The organism is Paraburkholderia sp. J10-1, from assembly GCF_905220165.1.
Classification (GTDB): Bacteria; Pseudomonadota; Gammaproteobacteria; order Burkholderiales; family Burkholderiaceae; genus Paraburkholderia.
This window is the reverse complement of record NZ_CAJMYW010000002.1, coordinates 1,014,738-1,033,985: the sequence shown is the minus strand read 5'-3', so window position 1 is coordinate 1,033,985 and position 19,248 is coordinate 1,014,738. Positions and strand designations below refer to the sequence as shown.

General features: G+C 65.8%; 15 protein-coding genes and 1 pseudogene. 13 read left to right on the top strand and 3 right to left on the bottom strand.

Translation table 11 applies throughout. The features are described from left to right. The first annotated feature begins 409 nt into the window (after positions 1 to 409). The 3 genes and pseudogenes from tcuA to U5A65_RS40955 all read left to right on the top strand — a co-directional run. Positions 410 to 1,891 (top strand): FAD-dependent tricarballylate dehydrogenase TcuA, encoded by a 1,482-nt coding sequence (tcuA, locus tag U5A65_RS11400; RefSeq protein WP_321946303.1) that lies wholly within the window; start codon positions 410 to 412, stop codon positions 1,889 to 1,891. A gap of 23 nt (positions 1,892 to 1,914) precedes the next feature. Next, positions 1,915 to 2,934, top strand: coding sequence for an MmgE/PrpD family protein (locus tag U5A65_RS11395; RefSeq protein ID WP_321946302.1), 1,020 nt, complete (start codon positions 1,915 to 1,917; stop codon positions 2,932 to 2,934). 59 nt (positions 2,935 to 2,993) lie between these two features. Continuing rightward, positions 2,994 to 3,248: pseudogene (locus U5A65_RS40955) on the top strand (MFS transporter); the annotation flags it as partial. Between the two features lie 69 nt (positions 3,249 to 3,317). Here the strand turns inward: U5A65_RS40955 and U5A65_RS11390 are convergent. Then, positions 3,318 to 4,025 (bottom strand): GntR family transcriptional regulator, encoded by a 708-nt coding sequence (locus tag U5A65_RS11390; RefSeq protein ID WP_321946301.1) that lies wholly within the window; start codon positions 4,023 to 4,025, stop codon positions 3,318 to 3,320. A gap of 216 nt (positions 4,026 to 4,241) precedes the next feature. On the opposite strand from U5A65_RS11390, the gene U5A65_RS11385 reads away from it, so the two are divergent. Next, positions 4,242 to 5,015 (top strand): MBL fold metallo-hydrolase, encoded by a 774-nt coding sequence (locus U5A65_RS11385; RefSeq protein WP_321946300.1) that lies wholly within the window; start codon positions 4,242 to 4,244, stop codon positions 5,013 to 5,015. Between the two features lie 390 nt (positions 5,016 to 5,405). On the opposite strand, the gene U5A65_RS11380 is transcribed toward U5A65_RS11385, so the two are convergent. Further along, the gene (locus tag U5A65_RS11380; RefSeq protein ID WP_321914482.1) at positions 5,406 to 6,281 is read right to left on the bottom strand and encodes a lipid A biosynthesis lauroyl acyltransferase; all 876 of its coding nucleotides are present in this window, start codon (positions 6,279 to 6,281) and stop codon (positions 5,406 to 5,408) included. 878 nt (positions 6,282 to 7,159) lie between these two features. Between U5A65_RS11380 and U5A65_RS11375 the strand changes: the two genes are divergently transcribed. The 3 genes from U5A65_RS11375 to U5A65_RS11365 all read left to right on the top strand — a co-directional run bounded on the left by U5A65_RS11375 (position 7,160) and on the right by U5A65_RS11365 (position 10,102). Further along, on the top strand, positions 7,160 to 7,894 hold the full coding sequence (locus U5A65_RS11375) for a PadR family transcriptional regulator (RefSeq protein ID WP_415764611.1): 735 nt from the start codon (positions 7,160 to 7,162) through the stop codon (positions 7,892 to 7,894). A 68-nt stretch (positions 7,895 to 7,962) separates the two neighbouring features. Further along, positions 7,963 to 8,772, top strand: a complete 810-nt coding sequence (locus U5A65_RS11370; protein WP_321909229.1) for a siderophore-interacting protein — start codon at positions 7,963 to 7,965, stop codon at positions 8,770 to 8,772. Between the two features lie 61 nt (positions 8,773 to 8,833). After that, positions 8,834 to 10,102: an MFS transporter gene (locus U5A65_RS11365; RefSeq protein ID WP_321946299.1), complete on the top strand. Its 1,269-nt coding sequence runs from the start codon at positions 8,834 to 8,836 to the stop codon at positions 10,100 to 10,102. 192 nt (positions 10,103 to 10,294) lie between these two features. Here U5A65_RS11365 and U5A65_RS11360 read toward each other — a convergent pair whose 3' ends face one another. Next, entirely contained in the window at positions 10,295 to 11,452 is a 1,158-nt protein-coding gene (locus U5A65_RS11360) for a porin (protein WP_321909233.1), read from the bottom strand. Between the two features lie 596 nt (positions 11,453 to 12,048). Here U5A65_RS11360 and dbpA point away from each other — a divergent pair. The 6 genes from dbpA (at position 12,049) to U5A65_RS11330 (ending at position 19,234) form a co-directional block, all read left to right on the top strand. Further along, positions 12,049 to 13,446, top strand: a complete 1,398-nt coding sequence (gene dbpA, locus U5A65_RS11355) for an ATP-dependent RNA helicase DbpA (RefSeq protein WP_321909235.1) — start codon at positions 12,049 to 12,051, stop codon at positions 13,444 to 13,446. Positions 13,447 to 13,553: 107 nt separating this feature from the next. Continuing rightward, on the top strand, positions 13,554 to 14,204 hold the full coding sequence (locus U5A65_RS11350) for a DsbA family oxidoreductase (RefSeq protein WP_321946298.1): 651 nt from the start codon (positions 13,554 to 13,556) through the stop codon (positions 14,202 to 14,204). Positions 14,205 to 14,349: 145 nt separating this feature from the next. After that, positions 14,350 to 15,063, top strand: a complete 714-nt coding sequence (locus tag U5A65_RS11345; RefSeq protein ID WP_321946297.1) for a DUF3348 domain-containing protein — start codon at positions 14,350 to 14,352, stop codon at positions 15,061 to 15,063. A 22-nt stretch (positions 15,064 to 15,085) separates the two neighbouring features. Continuing rightward, the gene (locus tag U5A65_RS11340; protein ID WP_321946296.1) at positions 15,086 to 17,965 is read left to right on the top strand and encodes a DUF802 domain-containing protein; all 2,880 of its coding nucleotides are present in this window, start codon (positions 15,086 to 15,088) and stop codon (positions 17,963 to 17,965) included. After that, entirely contained in the window at positions 17,962 to 18,609 is a 648-nt protein-coding gene (locus U5A65_RS11335; protein ID WP_321909240.1) for an OmpA family protein, read from the top strand. The genes U5A65_RS11340 and U5A65_RS11335 overlap by 4 nt, the downstream gene beginning before the upstream one ends. Further along, positions 18,599 to 19,234, top strand: coding sequence for a DUF2894 domain-containing protein (locus U5A65_RS11330; RefSeq protein ID WP_321946295.1), 636 nt, complete (start codon positions 18,599 to 18,601; stop codon positions 19,232 to 19,234). Before U5A65_RS11335 ends, U5A65_RS11330 begins: the two co-directional genes overlap by 11 nt. The last annotated feature ends 14 nt before the right edge of the window (positions 19,235 to 19,248 follow it).

The window sequence follows — 19,248 nt, the reverse complement described above, 5'->3', positions numbered from 1 at the left end:
TTGCCGCAGCGCACGGCCTTGCGTGCGTGGCGGCGGTGGCCGGATCGGTGCAAGGCTTCCGGCGCAGCAGGCTTACCCGCAGACATACCGGCGCGCGAACCGTGGCACACACAACGAATCGTCACTGCGCACGCTCGCCATGGCCGACGAGATGGCGAAAGCCTAGTCCTTTCCGCGACCCGTCATGTAGCCAGGGAATGTACTTACTGGAGTACTTGTGTATACAGTCGTATTCTGATTCGGACAATCAGGCGGTCTGCGTGTCGTCAGCGAAGTACGCGGAAAGCGCGAGAAAAGCGTTTGGTTGCGCGCGAAACGATTACGGCGCCAAGCCGGGCGAAACGCGCAGGCCATCATTCGGACCGACATCGAAACGCCAGCAAACGTCCCCACCGAGAGGAGCCCCGGAATGACCGACTATGACGTGATCGTGGTAGGCGCAGGCAACGCCGCACTGGCCGCCGCCGTATCGGCGCGCGAAAACGGCGCCCAACGCGTTGTCGTGCTGGAAAAGGCGCCGCGCGGCATGCGCGGCGGCAACACGCACTGGAGCGGCGGCGTGCTGCGCTTCGCCTTCGACGACCCGCGCGAGATCGGCCCGCTCCTGCCGGGCGTGGAAAAGGAGTTCGAGGACTTTTACGCGGGCATTAATCCTTACACGCGCAGCGACTTTCACGGCGACCTCATGCGCGTGACGAGCGGCCAGACCGACCCTGTGCTCTCGCGCGTGCTCGTCGACAATTCGAAAGACACCGTGTTCTGGATGCACAAAACCGGCCAGATCCGCATGGAGCCGGCCGTGAGCCTCACCGGCGTGCGCAAGGGCAATCAGATCATCTGGGCGCGCGGGCTCGTGGTGCGCGCCGAGCACGAGGGCGTGGGCCTGTCGCGCGGCTGGTTCGCGGCGGCCGAGCGACTCGACATCGAGGTGCGTTACGGCGCGGCCGTCACGGCGCTGCTGCAGGACGCGAGCGGCCGCGTGTGCGGCGTGCGCGTGCGCGACGACGAAGGCATCCGCACGCTCAACAGCCGCTCGGTGATCCTCGGCTGCGGCGGCTTCGAGGCGAACGTGCAGATGCGCACGCAGCATATCGGCCCGCTCGTGGGTGGGGCGAAGGTGCGCGGCACGCCGCACAACCAGGGTGATGGCTTGCGCATGGCAATGGAGATCGGCGCGATGCCGTGGGGCCAGTGGAGCGGCTGCCACGCCACGCCGATCAGCGCCGACTGGGGCAACTTCGCGCCGCGCGAAATGACCGACCGCAGCAATCGCCTGAGCTACCTCTATGGTGTGATGATCAACCGCAAGGGCCTGCGCTTTGTGGACGAAGGCGAGGACGGCGCGATGTTCACCTACGCGAAGTACGGCCGCGCGATTCTTGCGGAGCCCGGCGCGAAGGTCTATCAGCTGTTCGACTCGCAGACCGTGCATCTGCTGGAACCGCGCTACGCGACGAGCGAGCCGCTCAAGGCGGACACGCTGGAGGCGCTGATCGCCCAGCTCGACATCGATGACAAGGCGCAGGCGCTGCGCACCGTGCAAGCCTATAACGCCGCCGCGCACGACGCCTCGGACGGCTTCGACCCCACTGGCAAGGACGGACTCGCCACGCACGGCCTGAGCCCCGACAAGACCAACTGGGCGCTCAAGCTCGACAAGGCGCCGTTCTACGCGTACTCGGCCACGGGCGGCATCACTTTCACGTTCGGCGGCCTGAAGATCGACGAAGAGGCCCGCGTGATCGGCACGGACTGGCGGCCCATCGAGGGGCTCACCGCCTGCGGCGAGATGGTCGGCGGCCTCTTCTACGACAACTACCCGGCGGGAACCGGGCTCGTTTCGGGCGCAACGTTCGGGCGCATTGCCGGCCGCACGTCGGCGCGCTCGTGAACGCGCACAGCGAGGGCAAACCGATGACCGAACACGCACTCATTGCCGCCGCGCTGCCGCTGGCCCGGCGCATCGCGGCCTTCGACGCGCGCAAGGCCACACCGCACGCCCGGGCCGCGACGCGCGACGCCATCATCGAGACCGTCGGCGCGTTGATGAGCGGCGCGGGCAGCCCGGCAGCGCAGCGGCTCGCGCATACGCCAGGCGCGCTGGCCGAGGATGGGCCATGCCTCGTTGCGGGCACCGCGCGCCGCACAACGGCGCTCGACGCCGCGCTCGCGAACGGCGCGGCGGCAGCCGCCGGACAGCAGGGCGCGAGCACGGACAACGGCGAAGCGCACGCCGCGCGCTTCGCCGCGCTGTTCGCGCTGGCCGGCGCACGCAGGCTCTCCGGCGAGCGGTTCCATGCCGCGTGGCTTGCGGGCGAAGCGGCCGCCCAGGGGCTTGCAAGCGCTGCGCCGAACCTCGCGCCCACGCTCGCCACGACGCTTGCGACGGTCGCCGCCGCAAGCCATCTGCTTCGCTTCGACTCCTCGACGACGGCGGCAGCGCTCGCGCTCGCTCCTGGCGCAATGATGATGGATGAAGCCGACTTCGCAGCCGCAGCGCCCGACGAAGCACTCAAAGCTCCCTTGCGCGCCGGTCGGTGCGCGCGCGTGGCGCTCCATACGGTCGCGCTTGCGGAGCAAGGCGAGACAGCCGGGCCAACACCGCACGGCCCGCTGACCGACACGTTGACCGACGCATTGACGCGGGCCGCCGACGCCTTCGGCGAGCCGCGCCATGGCCCATCGAGCGCCGCGCCGCCCGCACACCATGACCGCTGCGACGCCTTCGTCGCGCGTTGCATCGCAACCATCGGCGCGTCCGAAGCGCTCGCGCTCTACGAACGCCTCGAAGCCATCGACGAAGCGAGCGACATCGCCCTGCTCGGCACGCTCATGGCGAGGCGCACGCTGCCGGGCGCCGACGCGGCGAGCGCACCGCTCGCACTGAGCACGACGCCCGGCGACGGTTCCGACGAAACCGCCTGGGTGCCCTGATCGCACGCCGGCACGCAAGGGCGCATAGGGCCATCGTGCCGTTCGGATTTTGCGTCGGCATGCTCACGCAGACTTTCGTTTCGCTGTGCTACGCATATACGCCGGAGCAATATCCCACCGATATCCGCAACACGGGAGCGGGCTTCGCGTATGGCGTTGGACCGCTCGCCAATGTCGGCAACGCGTTCATCGTTGCGGCGATCTTCACGCGCTTCGGCTATGTGTGGGTATTCGCGTATATCGCCGGGGCGTGGCTCGCGGTCGCAGCCGTCACGCTCGCATTCGGTGCGCGCAGGACGGGGCGCAAGCTCGAAACGATCCACCCCGCGCTCGCTGGAACGCCGGACGAAACGCTCGGCACGGCGGCCGAGCGGTTCCGAATCCTAACTGCCCGACTGGCCGCCCTCCGGGCCGAAAAGCATCTGCAGGCGCAGTTCGGTCGCGGCGGCGACGTGCGCCTGCGCGGCCTTTTCCGCGCCGTCCGCGTCGTGCCGCGCGATGCATGCAACAATCAGCTTGTTCTCCGCGAGTCCGCTCTTGATGCGGCCCGGCTGCGAATAGGTGGTCGTGCCGAGCAGCGCGAGCGCGTCGCCGAGCACACTCGCGGCCTTCGACAAATACTCGTTATGCGCGGCGGCCACGATGATTTCATGCAGACGCCGGTTCAACGCTGCTACTTCCTCCGGCACTTTCGTGCGCTCCAGTTGCGCAATGACCTGGTTCATCGAGAGCACTTCGATCGGCGAAGCCTGCTCGGCCGCGAAGCGGGCAGCCGCGCCAACCATGACCTTGCGCATCGCGTAAAGCTCCATGACCTGCCGTTCCGAAAGCTGCTCGACGACATAGCCCCGTGGCGGCGCGAAACGCACCATGCCTTCCGACTCGAGCCGCTTGAGCGCCTCGCGGACGGGGGTCCGACTCACGGCCAGACGCTCGGCAATATCGGTTTCCCGCAGCCGGGTGCCCGAACCGAGTTCGCGGTTGCGAATTTCCTGGCGAAGCCGGGTATAGACATATTGAGCAAGCGAGCCCTGACCGGCATCCGCCGGCGGCTCGATCTCGCGTAACGATGAATTGGATTTTTCGCTCAAGGACTCACCTTCGGCCTGTTGACTGCGGACCCGACTGGGTGCGTACCATTGTATACGCAAGTACCCAAAGTTAGATACCTGTACGCTGTCAGGACGAACGACATTGAGAACGTTCCCGCAGACAAGGTTGTGCGCCTCCAGGTCCTATCGGGAGACATCTCGAGGTGCGATGCGAAGTGTGTCAAAGTAACAACTCATACTCGTGAGTGCCCCTACATGACCAGGTTACCAATTGCCCAGCGGTGGTTTGAACTCAAACGCATCAGCGATGACATCACCCTGTTTTGGGAACCCCACGTTGTGCCGCTGATGCGCTGCAATATCTGGCATGTGCGCGGCCGCGACCGAGACCTGATGATCGACACAGGGATGGGTATCGCTAGCCTACGCGATGCGGCAAAGCATCTGCTGCAGAACAACGTAACCGCCGTTGCGACGCATACACACTCGGATCATGTCGGCGGACATCACGAGTTCGACCACACACTGGTTCACGAATTGGAGGCAGAGAATCTGCGCTCGCCGCGCGAGTCAGGCACCCTTCTGGCGTCGGTATTAGGCGACAAAGCCATTCGCCGGTATCGCGAAGCCGGGTATTCGTTCGACGGTGATTTGATCACGGCCCTTCCCGACGCTGATTACTCGATGTCTGACTATCGCGTGCGGGCCGCGACGGTCACGGAAATCGTCAAGGACGGGAACGTCGTTGATCTCGGCAACCGGAATTTTGAAGTTCTGCATCTGCCCGGCCACTCACCGGGCAGCATTGGCCTGTGGGAAGCGGCTACTGGCACTCTGTTCTCAGGCGATGCGATCTACGATGGCCCGCTACTGGATGAGATAAGCGGCGCTGATATTCCGACTTATGTGCGAACGATGAAACGCTTGCGTGAACTGCCCGTGCAAGTAGTCCACGCTGGGCATGATGGGAGCTTCGGGCGAGAACGACTGGTCGAGTTAGTTGATGCCTATCTGGCGAAACGTACCTGATCGCTCTCCGGGTCGGCGCTTCCGGCCATAGGGACTGGCTGGTTAGGGTCGGCTTATGCCACCGCATAGACTCGCCTGGTGGCGGCCGATCTGGCGCACGCCGTGGGTCAAAGAACGACCATCTCCAGCCTTTCGTCGGCACATTTAGATGGACAGTCAAATGTCCGTTCTGCCCGCGTCAACGGGCGTTCGAGGTCCGCGCGCCCGCTCTCGCGGTATCGAGACACGGCGGGGCGTCGGTCCCTGGTCAGAGACCGTCGGTCGAAAGCGTTATCTATTCGCCATTGCTCGCCGACACTTTCTGCTTCACAGCCTGCATACGCAAAGGTCGAACACAACGCGGTGCCGCTGGCAAACGCGGCCTACAGGCTCAATGCCCCAGTGAACTGTTCAATATACCGATGCCATACCTGGTGGTCGATGCTTGAAACGTCGGTGCACCCAGTAATACTGCTCGGGAAACTTAACGACCTGTTCCTCAAGGAACGCATTCATGCGACGCGCGTCGACCATATCGCTCCCCGATGGGAACTCCGCGAGCGGCTCGAAAATTGTCAGCTTATACCCTTGATAATTCGGGAGCACCTCGGTCACGAAGGGAACAACCCGCGCGCGCGCCAGTCTCGCGATACGCGAAACGGCTGTGAGCGTGCAGGCGGGAACGCCGAAGAATGGGACAAATACAGAGTTGTCAACGCCTTGGTCCATATCCGCCGCGAGCATGACTGGTTTGCCGGAACGCAGCAATGCCACGATCTTTCTTGCACTGGTCGCACGCTCGATCATTTCCGCACCGAATCTCCCGCGTTGCCGCTTGGCCAGGTCACACAGGGTTGTGCTTGACATACGCGTATACAGAGAGGCGACGGGGAGGTGCGTCGAGTAGAGCATGCAGCCCACCTCAATGCCCACAAAATGAAAACCCATGAAGATGGTGGGCGGGGCTGCATCGTCATCGAGATCAATTTTGCTTTCGATCTGGACGATATCCCGGATCGACTGCGCACTGCCAAACCACTGGATGCCTCGCTCAAGATAGCTACGAACAACATGGCGGAAGTGAGCTCTGGCGAGTTTCTGATGTTCGCGGCTGGTCTTCTCTGGGAAGCAAAGACGCAAGTTCACCAGGACAATATGCTTGCGGCGACTCGGAAGCGCGTACAACGCAGTGCCGACAACCATTCCGAGCCTGGCGACAAATTTGTAAGGAAGGATGGAAAGCGTGCGTAGCAACGCCACGATGAGCACATGGCTGAGACGTTTCAAAGATTGTCCCTTATTGGCGGTGAAACCAGGAATGCGAAGTCAAATGCCCGGCAGGTGACCTTTCTGCTCGTCACCGCTCAATGGAAACGGTTTCGCTCAAGAGATCAACCGTGGAGCATACAGTCCCGGCGTGATCACCGGGCAACTGGGACGACTCGCGAAATTACCGACTCTAACAAACGGCTTCGGTGCGATCTATCCCAAGAGATCCTGGTGGTGAGTAGTCGCCGCTGGCACCGACGGCGCTTTCCCACAACTGAAAGGGGGTTCCTGCCTGCGGTGGTTATGCGAATGGCACTTCCGCGCCGCAAGGGGACCTTCGTTCTGCAAGACAGCGAACGACGGCTTCGGGTCGACAAGCGCCCTCCGCGTCGCAGGAAACCATCACACACACATTTCCCCAAAACCGTCCTTTGCGCGCTTTGCCCGGCGCGCAACACCGCGTCGCCCTTTCTGGTTTTCGCGCCAACTGGATCCGGCTGACACAGGAAGCGCGCGCACGATGAGCAGATACGCCATTGCGCTAACCGGCCTTATCGCCGCCCCGAACGCCTGGCAGCGTGCTCCGAAAGGCGCTGGCGTTCCGTCTCACGCTACCGCCCCCAACGCCCGTCACTCGGACCCGTTTGCGCCATCCACGCCACTGGCAAGTACGCTCGGCGAAGACGTTGAGCGGGCGGCCGAATCAAGGTACCTGGGATTCGCTACCCGTGGACCGCGCCTCCGGTAATCTGGCCCCATGCTCTTCTGACCTGCATCCGCGGGGTCGCCGCAGACTGCGTCGCACGCTCCGCCCCCCAAATATTCTCTTTGACAAACACTCTTAAGATATATATCTTAAGACATGTTTTAAGACACCCTAGCGATAAGGAGGCCCTATGCGCCACCATCTGCAGTTTGGTCATACCGGCCGGCACGGCCACGCCGCGCGCGATCCGCGCGCTTTCTTCGGCGGCCGTCACCCGGCCATGCAGGCGCTTCACGCGCTGCGTCACGCCATGGGCCGCCATCGCGGCGGCGAAGGTCCCGGCGACTTTGGCGACCGCTTCGGCGAAGGTTTCGGCCGCGGTTTCGGCGGTTTCGGCGACGGCGACGGTTTCGGCCGTGGCCGCAAGTTCAGCTCCGAAGACCTGCAGCTCATGCTGCTCGTGCTGCTCGCCGAGCGCCCGAGCCACGGCTACGAGCTCATCAAGGCGCTCGACGCGCGTTCGAACGGCTTCTACAGCCCGAGCCCCGGCATGGTCTATCCGGCCCTCACGTATCTGGAAGAACTGGGCTACGTGAGCGTGACGCTGGAGGGCAACCGCAAGCGCTACGAGCTTTCGCCCGAAGGCCGCACGTACCTCGAAACCAACCGCGAACGCGCAGACCTGATCCTCGCGAAGCTCACGCACTTCGGCCGCAAGATGGAAGTCATGCGCCGCGCGATGGCCGGCGAAGATCCCGCCGAAGGCAGCGGCTGGGTGCGCGAACTGATCGAAGCACGCCGCGCGCTCAAGCACGCACTGCTGCGCCGCACCGACGTCGCGCCGGAAGAGCAGCGCCGCATCGCCGCGATTCTTGCGCGCGCCACCCAGGAAATTGAAAACGGCAGCGAGGGCGAAGGCGTTTGACACGCCACATCGATTCGTCACGCGCCACGCGGCGGCCACGCCGCACCACCCCAACATCGGAGCCATACATGCAGAACCCGTCCCAACTCGAAGTCGTCCGTGTACGTCACCCGCTGAAGTTCCGACTGTTGCGCGTGGCGCGCGTCACCGCGCTCTCGCCCGCGCTCGTGCGCGTGACACTCACGGGCGACCTGAGCGACTTCGTCTCGGCGTCGTTCGACGATCACGTCAAGGTGTTCTTCCCCGCCGCTGGCGAAGAAAAGCCAGTAGTGCCAACTTTGGGTCCTGACGGCGTCGCCTACCCCGATGGCGTCGAGCGTCCCGCCATGCGCGACTACACGCCGCGCCGCTTCGATGCGCAAAGTAACGAGCTCGATCTGGAATTCGCACTGCACGAAGCCGGCCCGGCCACCGCATGGGCGGCACAGGCGCAGCCCGGCCAGTATCTCGGCGTGGGCGGCCCGCGCGGCTCCATGGTGATTCCCACGGGCTTCGACTGGCACCTGCTGATCGGCGACGAAACGGCGCTGCCCGCGATCCAGCGGCGCCTCACCGAACTGCCGCCCGGCGCGCGTGTGGCCGTAGTCGTCGAAGTGGCGAACCGCGCAGCCCGCATCGAGCTGCCCACCGAAGCCGACCTGTACGCCATCTGGTGCTATCGCGACGAAAGCGAGTCGGAGCACCCGCTCCTGGACGGCGTAGCCGAAGTGTGGCTGCCGCCCGGCGAGGGTTACGTCTGGGCCGCTGGCGAAGCCTCGGAAATCCGTGCGGTGCGCGCGCATCTGTGCAACGAGCGTGGCGTCGACAAGAAGCGCATCCGCGCCTCCGCCTACTGGCGGCGCGGCGCGCAGGCGGCCCACGAAACGATCGACGACTGATCGATCCTGCTGGCGCGGCAACCCTGCCGCGCCTTTTTACTTTCAGGCTCCAAGCCAATACATGACCACTACTCTCACACCGCTACGCGAACGCACGCTGCTCTGGCTGCTGGCGCTCACGCAGTTCACGGTCATCATGGATTTCATGGTGATGATGCCGCTCGGCCCGCAGATCATGCATGCGTTCGCGATCACGCCGGCGGCGTTCGCAACGGCCGTTTCCGCGTATTCGCTCTGCTCGGGTCTATCAGGACTCCTTGCGGCGACCTATATCGACCGTTTCGATCGCCGCCGTCTGCTGCAAGTGGCCTATGCCCTCTTCGCGCTCTCCAATCTCGCCTGTGCGCTCGCCACGAACTTTCATCTGCTGCTCGCAGCGCGCGCGTTCGCGGGCCTCACCGGCGGCATACTCGGCTCGATCGTGATGGCGATCGTGAGCGACGTGATTCCCGCCGCGCGGCGCGGCGCGGCCACGGGCATCATCATGACGGCGTTCTCCATTGCGGCCATTGCGGGCGTGCCGGCCGGCGTGCTGCTCGGCGCGCATTACGGCTGGAGCGCGCCGTTCCTGCTGCTCGTCGCGCTCTCCGTGGCGATCTGGCTCGCGGGCTCGCGCGTCGTGCCTTCGCTCACCGAGCATCTCGGCCAGCGCACGCCGCTCGCGCAAGTGCTGCCGAATCTCTGGCAGCTGCTCACGTTGCCGCGCCATCTGAAGGCCTTTGCGCTCACCTTCACGATGATGGCCGGGCACATGCTCGTGATCCCGTTCATCGCGCCGATGCTCGTCGGCAATCATGGCGTCGCGCCGCAGCAGCTCTCGTGGCTCTACATGGCGGGCGGCGCCGCGACGTTCATGACCTCGCGCGCGGTGGGCCGTCTCGCGGACCGCTACGGCAAGCGCCGCGTGTTTCGCGTGATGGCGCTCGTCTCGCTCGCGCCGGTGCTGTTCGTCACGCATCTGCCCACGTTGCCCTTCTTCGCGCTCGTGGCGTTCTTCGCGCTCTTCATGATCTCGATGTCGGGCCGCATGGTGCCGATGCAGGCGCTGCTCACCACCATTCCCGAGCCCGCGCGGCGCGGCGCGTTCCTGAGCGCCAACAGCGCGGTGCAGGCGCTCGGCACGGGCATCGGCGCGTGGCTGGGCGGCCAGTGGCTCACGAATGGCGCGCACGGCGCGATCATCGGCTTTGGGCAGAACGGCTGGATCGCGGCGGCGCTCACATGCGTGGCGGTGCTATGGGTTTCGCGGGTGCGGGGAGCGACGGAAGACGTGCCGAATGACGTAGCCGCGCCTGCGGCAAGCGTCGCACCAGCGGCTGTGAAATCCTGAGCCACAAAAGAAAACCGGTTCACAGCCGTGGCGCGCCTTATGAGCGCGCCACGCACCGTGAACCGGTCGTGCTTCAGGTAGAAAGCGGATGAAGCAGCGGGCCAAGGGTATGGCCCGCGTGAAGCGCGGGCCCCGACCGGCCGATCGGGTGCTCGCGCTTCGTCGCTCCACGAGGGAGCGAGCCAGTGATGCTTAGAAGCGGTGACGCAGACCCACCGTTGCGGCGACCTGGTTCTGCGAGGTCGACGGCGACAGCGTGTTGATCATTGCAACGTTCGCGCCGGCGTCGCCGAGGCTGCCCGAAGCGTGCTGGTACACGGCGCCAGCGTACACGTCGGTGCGCTTCGAGAGCGAGTAGTCAGCCGTCAGCGAAACCGTGTGCCACTTCGGATCGCCCGAACCGTTCGAACCCGTGACCTTGCCGTCCGTGAACGTGTACGACGCGTTCAGGGCGAGAGCCGGCGTGAGCGCGTAGGCGCCGTTCAGCTCGAAGTTGTCCATGTGCAGGTTCGTGCCCGACGGGATCGAGAACGTGTTGCCGCCCTGGCCGCCAGCGATCAGGTTTTCGTACTGCGTGTGCGTCCACACGAAGCCGACCGTTGCCGGGCCGTAGTTGTAGTTCACGCCTGCGCCGAACGTGCGTTGCGTTTGTGCCGACAGATTGAAGTTGTTGCCGTTCGAAGCCGAATTCGCGCCGTTGGCGTTCGTGTTCGTCGGCGAGTTGTTCATCTGCAGGTAGGCAGCCGCGAAGTTCAGCGGGCCGTTGCCGTACGATGCGCCCGCGCTCCATGCGCGGTTGTTCGCGAACTGGCCGGCGTCATTGCTGAAGCCGTACATGCCGCCGAACTTGAAGCCCTGGTAGTTGACGCTCTGGTACTTAACCGCGTTCTTGATCGAGAACGAGTGGTCGAGGTTGTCGTTGTCGAACGGGTGAGCGGCGAGGTTGTTGCCGTAGCCCGAGCCGGTTTCCGACAGCGGAGCGAGGTAGTCGACCATCGAGTCGTACTGGCGGCCGAGCGTCAGCGTACCGAAGCGGTCGCTCTGCAGACCGACGAACGCCTGACGGTTGAACATCGTGCCGCTCTCGGTGTCCTTGCCGTTGTTCAGGTTGAAGCCGTTTTCCAACGTGAAGATCGCGTGCAGACCGCCGCCCAGGTCTTCGCTGCCCTTCAGGCCGAAGTACGTGTCGCCAACGGTGCCGCTACCCTGGTTCCATGCGGCGTGGCCGCCTGCATTGTTCGCATAGACGATACCCGCATCCAGTGCGCCGTAGAGAGTAACGCTGCTTTGTGCGTGAGCGGAGGCTGCGAAAGCGCCGAGGACGCCCGCGATAATCAAAGTATTCTTCATGACTTTCCTTATGACATTCAGACCGCGCTGAAGCGGCTCCGGGTATTGGAGCCACACCGGCAATCCCGGGCGAAGTCTACGTGTCAAAGGCTTTAAATCGCCTTGGCAAACGCTGTAACAGATATTTGCTAAATCTGGAAATATCGAAAGAAAATTCCGTAAGTGCCTGTTGTAAATGGGAAATACGGAGTAATGCACCGATCAGCCTGAATAGGCCGTGTGGCAATCACGCGACGCCCGGATCGGTACTGGAATTCGATTATTGTGGAAATCGGCTTAATTGCCGGGTATTTCAGGCGATTAAAATTTCCTTGATGAGTTGAACTTTATCACGACAATACCAGTCATATCGCGCGCGTGCATTATTTCCATATGCGGCGATTATTATTGCGTGAAATCGCGATTATCAAACGAGACGTTTTCGGCCTCCTCTATGGCGCCCGTCATTCCCCTCGCGCGGCACGCGCGCGGGCGCGAGCGCGCGCATCCGTTAAAATCCCGGAACGCTCGCGCGCATTGCGCGCGCACCACCCGCATCGACGCCACTTCTACCGAACGGCCGCGTCGCCCTCACCCGTCCGGCGCGAGACCCCGTCATGACAAACAAAGCCACTGCAACGCCCTTTAGCGAGCTGCCACTCGCGCCCGCCACGCTCGCCAACCTCACGCGCCTCGGCTACGTCGACATGACGCCGATCCAGGCCGCGAGCCTGCCCATCGCTTTCGCGGGCCACGACCTGATCGCCCAGGCCAAGACCGGCAGCGGCAAGACGGCCGCCTTCTCGCTCGCGCTGCTCTCGCGTCTCGACGCGCGCCGCCAGGACGTGCAGGCCATGATCCTCTGCCCCACGCGCGAGCTGGCCGACCAGGTCACGCAGGAGATCCGCCGCCTCGCGCGCGCCGAAGAAAACATCAAGGTGCTCACGCTGTGCGGCGGCACGCCCATGCGTCCGCAGGCGGCGAGCCTCGAACATGGCGCGCACATCGTCGTGGGCACGCCTGGCCGCATCATGGACCATCTGGAGCGCGGCAACCTCGCGCTCGGCGCGCTCAATACGCTCGTGCTCGACGAAGCCGACCGCATGCTCGACATGGGCTTCTTCGACGACATCGCCACGGTGGCACGCCAATGCCCGAAGGAGCGTCAAACGCTGCTCTTTTCGGCGACCTACCCCGAAGGCATTACGAAGCTGAGCCAGCAGTTCCTTCGCAATCCGAAGGAAGTCAAGCTCGAAGAACATCACGACGACAGCAAGATCCGCCAGCGCTTTTACGAAGTCACGGAAGACGAGCGCCTGCACGCCGTGGGCATGCTGCTCAATCACTACCGGCCCGTGAGCACGCTTGCGTTCTGCAACACGAAGCAGCAATGCCGCGACCTGCTCGACGTGCTGCGCGCGCAGGGCTTTCACGCGCTCGCGCTGCACGGCGAGCTCGACCAGCGCGAGCGCGACCAGGTGCTGATCCAGTTCGCCAACCGCAGCTGCTCGGTGCTCGTGGCCACCGACGTGGCCGCGCGCGGCCTCGACATCGCGCAGCTCGAAGCCGTGATCAACGTGGACGTGACGCCCGACCCCGAGGTGTACGTGCACCGCATCGGTCGCACGGGCCGCGCCGACCAGGACGGCTGGGCGCTCAGCCTCGCGAGCATGGACGAAATGGGCCGCGTGGGCGGCATTGAGCAGGCGCTCAAGCGCGAAGTCGAGTGGAGCCCCCTCGCGGAACTCAAGCCCGCCAGCAACGAGCCGCTGTTGCCGCCGATGGAAACGCTGCAGATCCTCGGCGGGCGCAAGGAAAAGATCCGTCCCGGCGACGTGCTGGGCGCGCTCACCGGCGAAGCGGGCTTCAGCGGCGCGCAGATCGGCAAGATCAACGTGACCGATTTTTCGACCTACGTGGCCGTGGAGCGCAGCATCGCGCGCGACGCGCTGCGCAAGCTCAACGCGGGCAAGGTCAAGGGCAAGAAGGTCAAAGCCCGCATGATGGACGAATAAGCCCCCGTACACGCTGACGAATCATCCGCGCCGGGTGCGCACGCCGTTTGCGCACCCGCCATGCACTGCGCCCCAGTGACTCCGCGCTCAACCGGATCAGGAAAGCCATGAAACAAACGCTCAAAATCGATTTCGTCTCCGACATCGCGTGCCCGTGGTGCGCGATCGGCCTCTCGTCGCTGAATCTCGCGCTCGAGCGTCTGCGCGACACCGTCGATGCGCAGATCGTCGTGCATCCGTTCGAACTGAATCCGCAAATGGGCCCGGGCGGGGAATCCGTGGTCGAGTATCTCGGCAAGAAGTACGGCCGCACGCCCGAACAGATTGCCGAGACGCAAGCCATGATCCGTGAGCGCGGCGCGAGCGTCGGCTTCTCGTTCGGGCCGCGCGAGCGCATCTACAACACGTTCGACGCACATCGCCTGCTGCACTGGGCCGGCATGGAAGGCAAGCAGCTGCCGCTCAAGCTCGCGCTGTTGCGTGCGTATCACGGCGAGGGCAAGGACACGAGCGACCACGCGGTGCTCCTCGCGGCGGCGCAGTCCGTGGGGCTCGACGCGGAGCGCGCGCGCGAAGTCCTGGAAAGCGGCCAGTTCGCCGACGAGGTGCGCGCCGAAGAGCACGAATACCAGGCGGCGGGCATCCAGTCGGTGCCGGGGATCATCTTCAACCAGCAGTATCTGATCAGCGGCGGCCAGCCCGTCGAGACCTTCGAGCAAGCCATCCAGCAAATTCTGGACGAGAGCGCCAAGGCCTGAAGCCCCCGCGCGGCGTGGCCTCGCGCCCACGAGAGCCGCGCTTTCACCGCTCGCGGCGGCGCCGTTCAGGCGCCCGGCAAACCGCCGATGCCGGCCGCCTCCTCGCGGGCGTGTAAACTAGCGGGTTTTTTGCCCAGGTGGAAAAGTGCTAGCCCCGCAACGCCTCGCGTTGAGCGGCCCGACGCTCGTTCGCTTACTTGCGCGCTTCGGCGAAGCCGAGGTGCCCGAATCCCGGCAATCGATCTCGGACCAGCTGAGCCAGTGGCTCGGCTGGACGGACGCTATCGCGCTTTCGACGGCGCTGAGCGTTCAAACGCCGGGCGGTGCGCCAGCAACGCGCGTCGGCGTCAGCGCCGAACAAAGCCAGAGCGAGCGCGTGCGCGCGGCGCTGAGAAAGGCCATTGCTGGCGAAGGCGCGCCCGCGCGGCGCGATGGTCGCCGCACGCAGGCCGCCAGCCCGCCAGCCGATGTGGAACCCAATTTCGCGGATTTCCGCCAGCGCTACCTGGCCCTGCAGCAGGCGATGGAGACTGACATCGCCACGCTGCGCGCCCGTTTGCGCGCCGCGCTGGCCGCCCGCGCGCCTGCGCTCGCGCGCCTTGCGACCGTGGATGCCGTCATGGAACAGGCGCTCGGCGCGCGCGAGCGCAGCCTGCTCGCCGGCGTGCCAGCGCTGCTCGGCGCGCATTTCGAGCGGCAGCGCGCGGCGGCGGCCGCTGCGCAAACCGACGCGGAAAGCGCCGCGCCGCACGCGTGGCTCGCCGGCTTTCGCAAAGATATGCAGAGCGTGTTGCTCGCCGAACTTGAGATTCGGTTTCAACCGGTGGAAGGGCTGCTTGCCGCCCTTCGCACCAGCTAACCCAAACGCTATGTCCCGCGCTATGTCCCGAATTCGCATTGAACCTGTTGTCTTCGTCGTGGGTCTCGCCGCCGTGTGCTGGATCGGCGCCGGCTACGCGCTCACCAACCCGCTTGCGAGCGCCGTCACGCTGCTGATCGGTGCGTGCTATGTCGCGGGCGCCTGGGAGCTTTATCGCTTTCAGCAGGCCACGACCACGCTCGTCCAGGCGCTCGCGCAGTTGAACGCGCCGCCCGCGCGCCTGGCCGGCTGGCTCGACACGGTGCATCCGGGCCTGCGCAACGCGGTGCGCGCGCGTGTCGAAGGCGAGCGCGCGGCCCTGCCGGGCCCGGCGCTCGCGCCGTACCTCACGGGCCTGCTGGTGCTGCTCGGCATGCTCGGCACGCTGCTCGGCATGGTCGTGACGCTCAAGGGCACGGGCGCGGCGCTGGAAAGCGCCACCGACCTCGATGCGATCCGCGCCTCGCTCGCCGCGCCGGTGAACGGCCTCGGCTTCGCGTTCGGCACCTCCATCGCGGGTGTGGCCACCTCCGCCATGCTCGGCCTGCTCTCCGCGCTGTGCCGCCGCGAGCGCATCGCGGCCGCGCAGCAGCTCGACGCGAAGATCGCGACGACGCTGCGCGCCTTCTCGCCGGCCCATCAGCGCGAAGCCTCGTTCAAGCTGCTGCAGCGCCAGGCCGACGCCATGCCCGCGCTGGTCGACAAGCTCGGCGCGCTGATGACGCTGATCGAGCGCCAGGGCGCCGCGCAGCACGAACAGCAGATCGCCACCCAACAGGCCTTCGCCGCGAACGCCGAAGCCGCCTGGAGCCGCCTCGCGGCTTCCGTGGGCCAGTCGCTCAAGTCGAGCGCCGCCGAAAGCGCGCGTGCCGCGGGCGCGGCGCTGCAGCCGGTGGTGGAAGCGACCATGGCGGGCCTCGCGCGCGAATCGGCGTCGATGCAGGGTGCGCTCACGCTGGCGGTGCAGCAGCAGCTCGAAGGGCTCGCAAGCGGCTTCGAGGCGTCGACGGCAAACGTCGCCGAGATCTGGAACCGCGCGCTCGCGCAACACCGCCAGACCAACGAGGCGCTGGCCGCCGACCTGGGCGGCGCGCTGGAGCGCTTCAACGCAAGCTTCGAGCAACGTGCCGCCGGGCTGCTCGATGGCGTCTCGACGCGCTTCGAAAGCGCTTCGGGAACGATGTCACAGGCCTGGCAGGCGGCGCTCGAGCAGCAGGAGCGCACCGGCGAAAAACTCGCCGCAGGCAACCAGCAGGCGCTCGCCACGGCGGCGGCCACGTTCGAACAGCATTCGGCCTCGCTGCTGCGTGCGGTCGATGCATCCCATGTGGACCTGCAGACGAAGCTTGGCGCGCGCGACGAAGCGCGGCTCGCAAGCTGGGCCGAAGCGCTCGCGACCATGAGTGCCGAACTGCGTACGCAGTGGGAAGCGACGAGCGCCGTTTCGGCGCAACGTCAGCAGGAAATCTGCGCGACGCTCGCACAAACCGCGAACGACATCGCCGCACAGTCTCAGCAGCACGCGAGCAAGACGATTGCCGAAATCGACCGTCTCGTCGATGCCGCTTCGGAGGCGCCGAAGGCTGCCGCGAACCTGCATGCGGAAATTTCGGCGCGCGACGAGCAACGCATCGAAACGTGGACGGCGTCGCTCGCGACGATGGCCGCCGGGCTGCGCGCGGAGTGGGAAGCGGCTAGCGCGCTTTCGGCGCAGCGTCAGCAGGAAATCTGCGCGGCGCTCGCGCAAACCGCGAACGAGATCGCCGCGCAATCGCAGCAGCACGCGAGCAAGACGATTGCCGAGATCGATCGTCTCGTCGATGCCGCTTCGGAAGCACCGAAGGCTGCCGCGAACCTGCATGCGGAAATTTCGGCGCGCGACGAGCAACGCGTCGAAGCATGGACGGCGTCGCTCGCGACGATGGCGGCCGGATTGCGCCAGGAGTGGGAAGCAACGAGCGCAACCACTGCGCAACGCCAGCAGGAAGTCTGCGCGACGCTCGCGCAACACGCGAACGAGATCGCCGCGCAGTCGCAACGCCACGCAACGAATACGATCGCCGAGATCGATCGCCTGGTACAAGCCGCGGCTGAAGCGCCGAAGGCCGCCGCGAACCTGCACACGGAGATCTCCTCGCGCGACGAGCAACGTCTCGCCGCATGGACTGCCTCGCTGGCCACGATGTCCGCCGCATTGCGCGAGCAATGGGAAACCACGAGCGCGGCCACCGCGCAGCGCCAGCAGGACATCTGCGAAACGCTCGCCCAGACCGCCAGCGACATCACCACGCAGTCGCAGGCCCATAACGCCAGCACGATCGCCGAAATCGGCAGCCTCGTGCAGGCCGCGTCGGCCGCCCCGCAAGCAGCGGCTGAAGTCATCGCCGAGCTGCGCCAGAAGCTCTCGGACAGCATGGTCCGCGACACCGCGATGCTCGACGAACGCAATCGCCTGCTCGCCACGCTCGAAACGCTGCTCGACGCCGTGAACCGCGCTTCCACCGAGCAGCGCTCGGCAATCGACGCGCTCGTCTCCACGTCGTCGGATCTGCTCGAACGCGTGGGCGGCCAGTTCAGCGCGAACGTCGAAGCCGAAAGCGGCAAGCTGGGCGCGATTGCCGCGCAGGTGAGCGGCAGCGCCGTCGAAGTGGCGAGCCTCGGCGACGCGTTCGGCGCGGCCGTGACCGTGTTCGGCGAATCGAACGACAAGCTCGTGGCGCATCTGGAGCGCATCGAGGCCGCGCTCGACAAGTCGCTCGCGCGCAGCGACGACCAGCTCGCCTACTACGTGGCGCAAGCGCGTGAGGTCATCGACCTGAGCATGCTGTCGCAGAAGCAGATCGTCGAGAACCTGCAGCAGCTCGCCAGCCAGCGCGCGACCGCCGGAGCGGATGCGGCATGAACGACGAAATCGACGGCGGCGCGGCCCCTGCCGCGCCGGTCTGGCCCGCGTTCGCCGACCTGATGTCGGTGCTGCTGGGCGCGTTCCTGCTGATCCTCGTCGGCGTGGTCGGCATGCAGCTCGAACTGTCGAGCCGGCTCGCGAACGAGGTGAAACAACGCAAGGCCGAAACCGAGCGCCGCAAGACGCTCGAAGAAGCGCTCGCGGGCCCGCTCGCGGCGGGGCGCGTGACGCTCGTGAACGGCCGCATCGGCATTAGCGGCAGCGTGCTGTTCGCGCTGAACTCGGACCAGTTGACGCCGCAGGGCCGCGATCTGCTCAAGAGCCTTGCCGGTCCGCTCGCGGCGTACTTGAAGACTCGCGATGAAATCCTGATGGTGAGCGGTTTCGCCGACGACCAGCAAGTGCACGCCGGCAACCGCCGCTTCGCGGATAACTGGGAGCTTTCGGCCGAACGCGCGCTGACGGTCACGCGCGCGTTCATCGACGAAGGGGTTCCCGCGTCGTCGGTGTTCGCGGCCGCGTTCGGCTCCGAGCAGCCGGTGAGCGCCAACACCGACGAGACCGGCCGCGCAAAGAACCGCCGCGTGGAGATTGCGCCGGTGCCGCGGCCGACCGTCGGCGAGAGCAAGCATGGTCAATGACATGGGCCCGCAGTCGGCCCCTGACGCACGCGCCCTGCTCGACGCCTGGCGCGCCCGCGGCGCGGACCAGCTCGACCCGGTGCGCTTTCATTTGATCGAGGCGCTGGAGCGGCGCGCCGCCGCGCATGCGGGCGACGCGCGGCGGCTCATCGACGCGCGGCTCGCGCAACTGCTGGACGCCTTTGCCGACGACCTCGCGCGCGAGGACTCGAAAATCACGCACACGCTCCGCGACGAGACGGCGAGGAGCGAACTGGGCCGCCTCGTCGATTCGCTCGCGCGCGCGGAGCCCGCACAACCGGCAACGCGAGTGCGGCACGAGCCGGACCCGGAGCTGGTCGAATACTTCCGGCAAACGTGGTCGCGCGTGCGCTCCGAAAAGCAGTTGCGGCAGTCGCTGGACCAGGTGCCCAGAAACGCCGGGCCGCTCAATTCGAGCAGCCTCGTGCATCGCGCGCTCTCGCTCATGCGCGAGGTGTCGCCGGGCTATCTGCAGCAGTTTCTCGCCTATGCCGATGCGCTTTCGTGGCTCGAGCAGTTGAATGCGAGTGTGGGCGTTGCGGCGCCGGTGAAGGAGCCGCCGCGGGCGACGGCGGCGAAGAAAGGGGCGCGCAAGGGGCGCTAGGGGCGTTAGCGCCC

Coding starts and splice junctions, on each gene's coding strand:
- tcuA (WP_321946303.1), top strand. CDS start 410: ATGACCGACTATGACGTGATCGTGGTAGGCGCAGGCAACGCCGCACTG.
- U5A65_RS11395 (WP_321946302.1), top strand. CDS start 1,915: ATGACCGAACACGCACTCATTGCCGCCGCGCTGCCGCTGGCCCGGCGC.
- U5A65_RS11385 (WP_321946300.1), top strand. CDS start 4,242: ATGACCAGGTTACCAATTGCCCAGCGGTGGTTTGAACTCAAACGCATC.
- U5A65_RS11375 (WP_415764611.1), top strand. CDS start 7,160: ATGCGCCACCATCTGCAGTTTGGTCATACCGGCCGGCACGGCCACGCC.
- U5A65_RS11370 (WP_321909229.1), top strand. CDS start 7,963: ATGCAGAACCCGTCCCAACTCGAAGTCGTCCGTGTACGTCACCCGCTG.
- U5A65_RS11365 (WP_321946299.1), top strand. CDS start 8,834: ATGACCACTACTCTCACACCGCTACGCGAACGCACGCTGCTCTGGCTG.
- U5A65_RS11360 (WP_321909233.1), bottom strand. CDS start 11,452: ATGAAGAATACTTTGATTATCGCGGGCGTCCTCGGCGCTTTCGCAGCC.
- dbpA (WP_321909235.1), top strand. CDS start 12,049: ATGACAAACAAAGCCACTGCAACGCCCTTTAGCGAGCTGCCACTCGCG.
- U5A65_RS11350 (WP_321946298.1), top strand. CDS start 13,554: ATGAAACAAACGCTCAAAATCGATTTCGTCTCCGACATCGCGTGCCCG.
- U5A65_RS11340 (WP_321946296.1), top strand. CDS start 15,086: ATGTCCCGAATTCGCATTGAACCTGTTGTCTTCGTCGTGGGTCTCGCC.
- U5A65_RS11335 (WP_321909240.1), top strand. CDS start 17,962: ATGAACGACGAAATCGACGGCGGCGCGGCCCCTGCCGCGCCGGTCTGG.
- U5A65_RS11330 (WP_321946295.1), top strand. CDS start 18,599: ATGGTCAATGACATGGGCCCGCAGTCGGCCCCTGACGCACGCGCCCTG.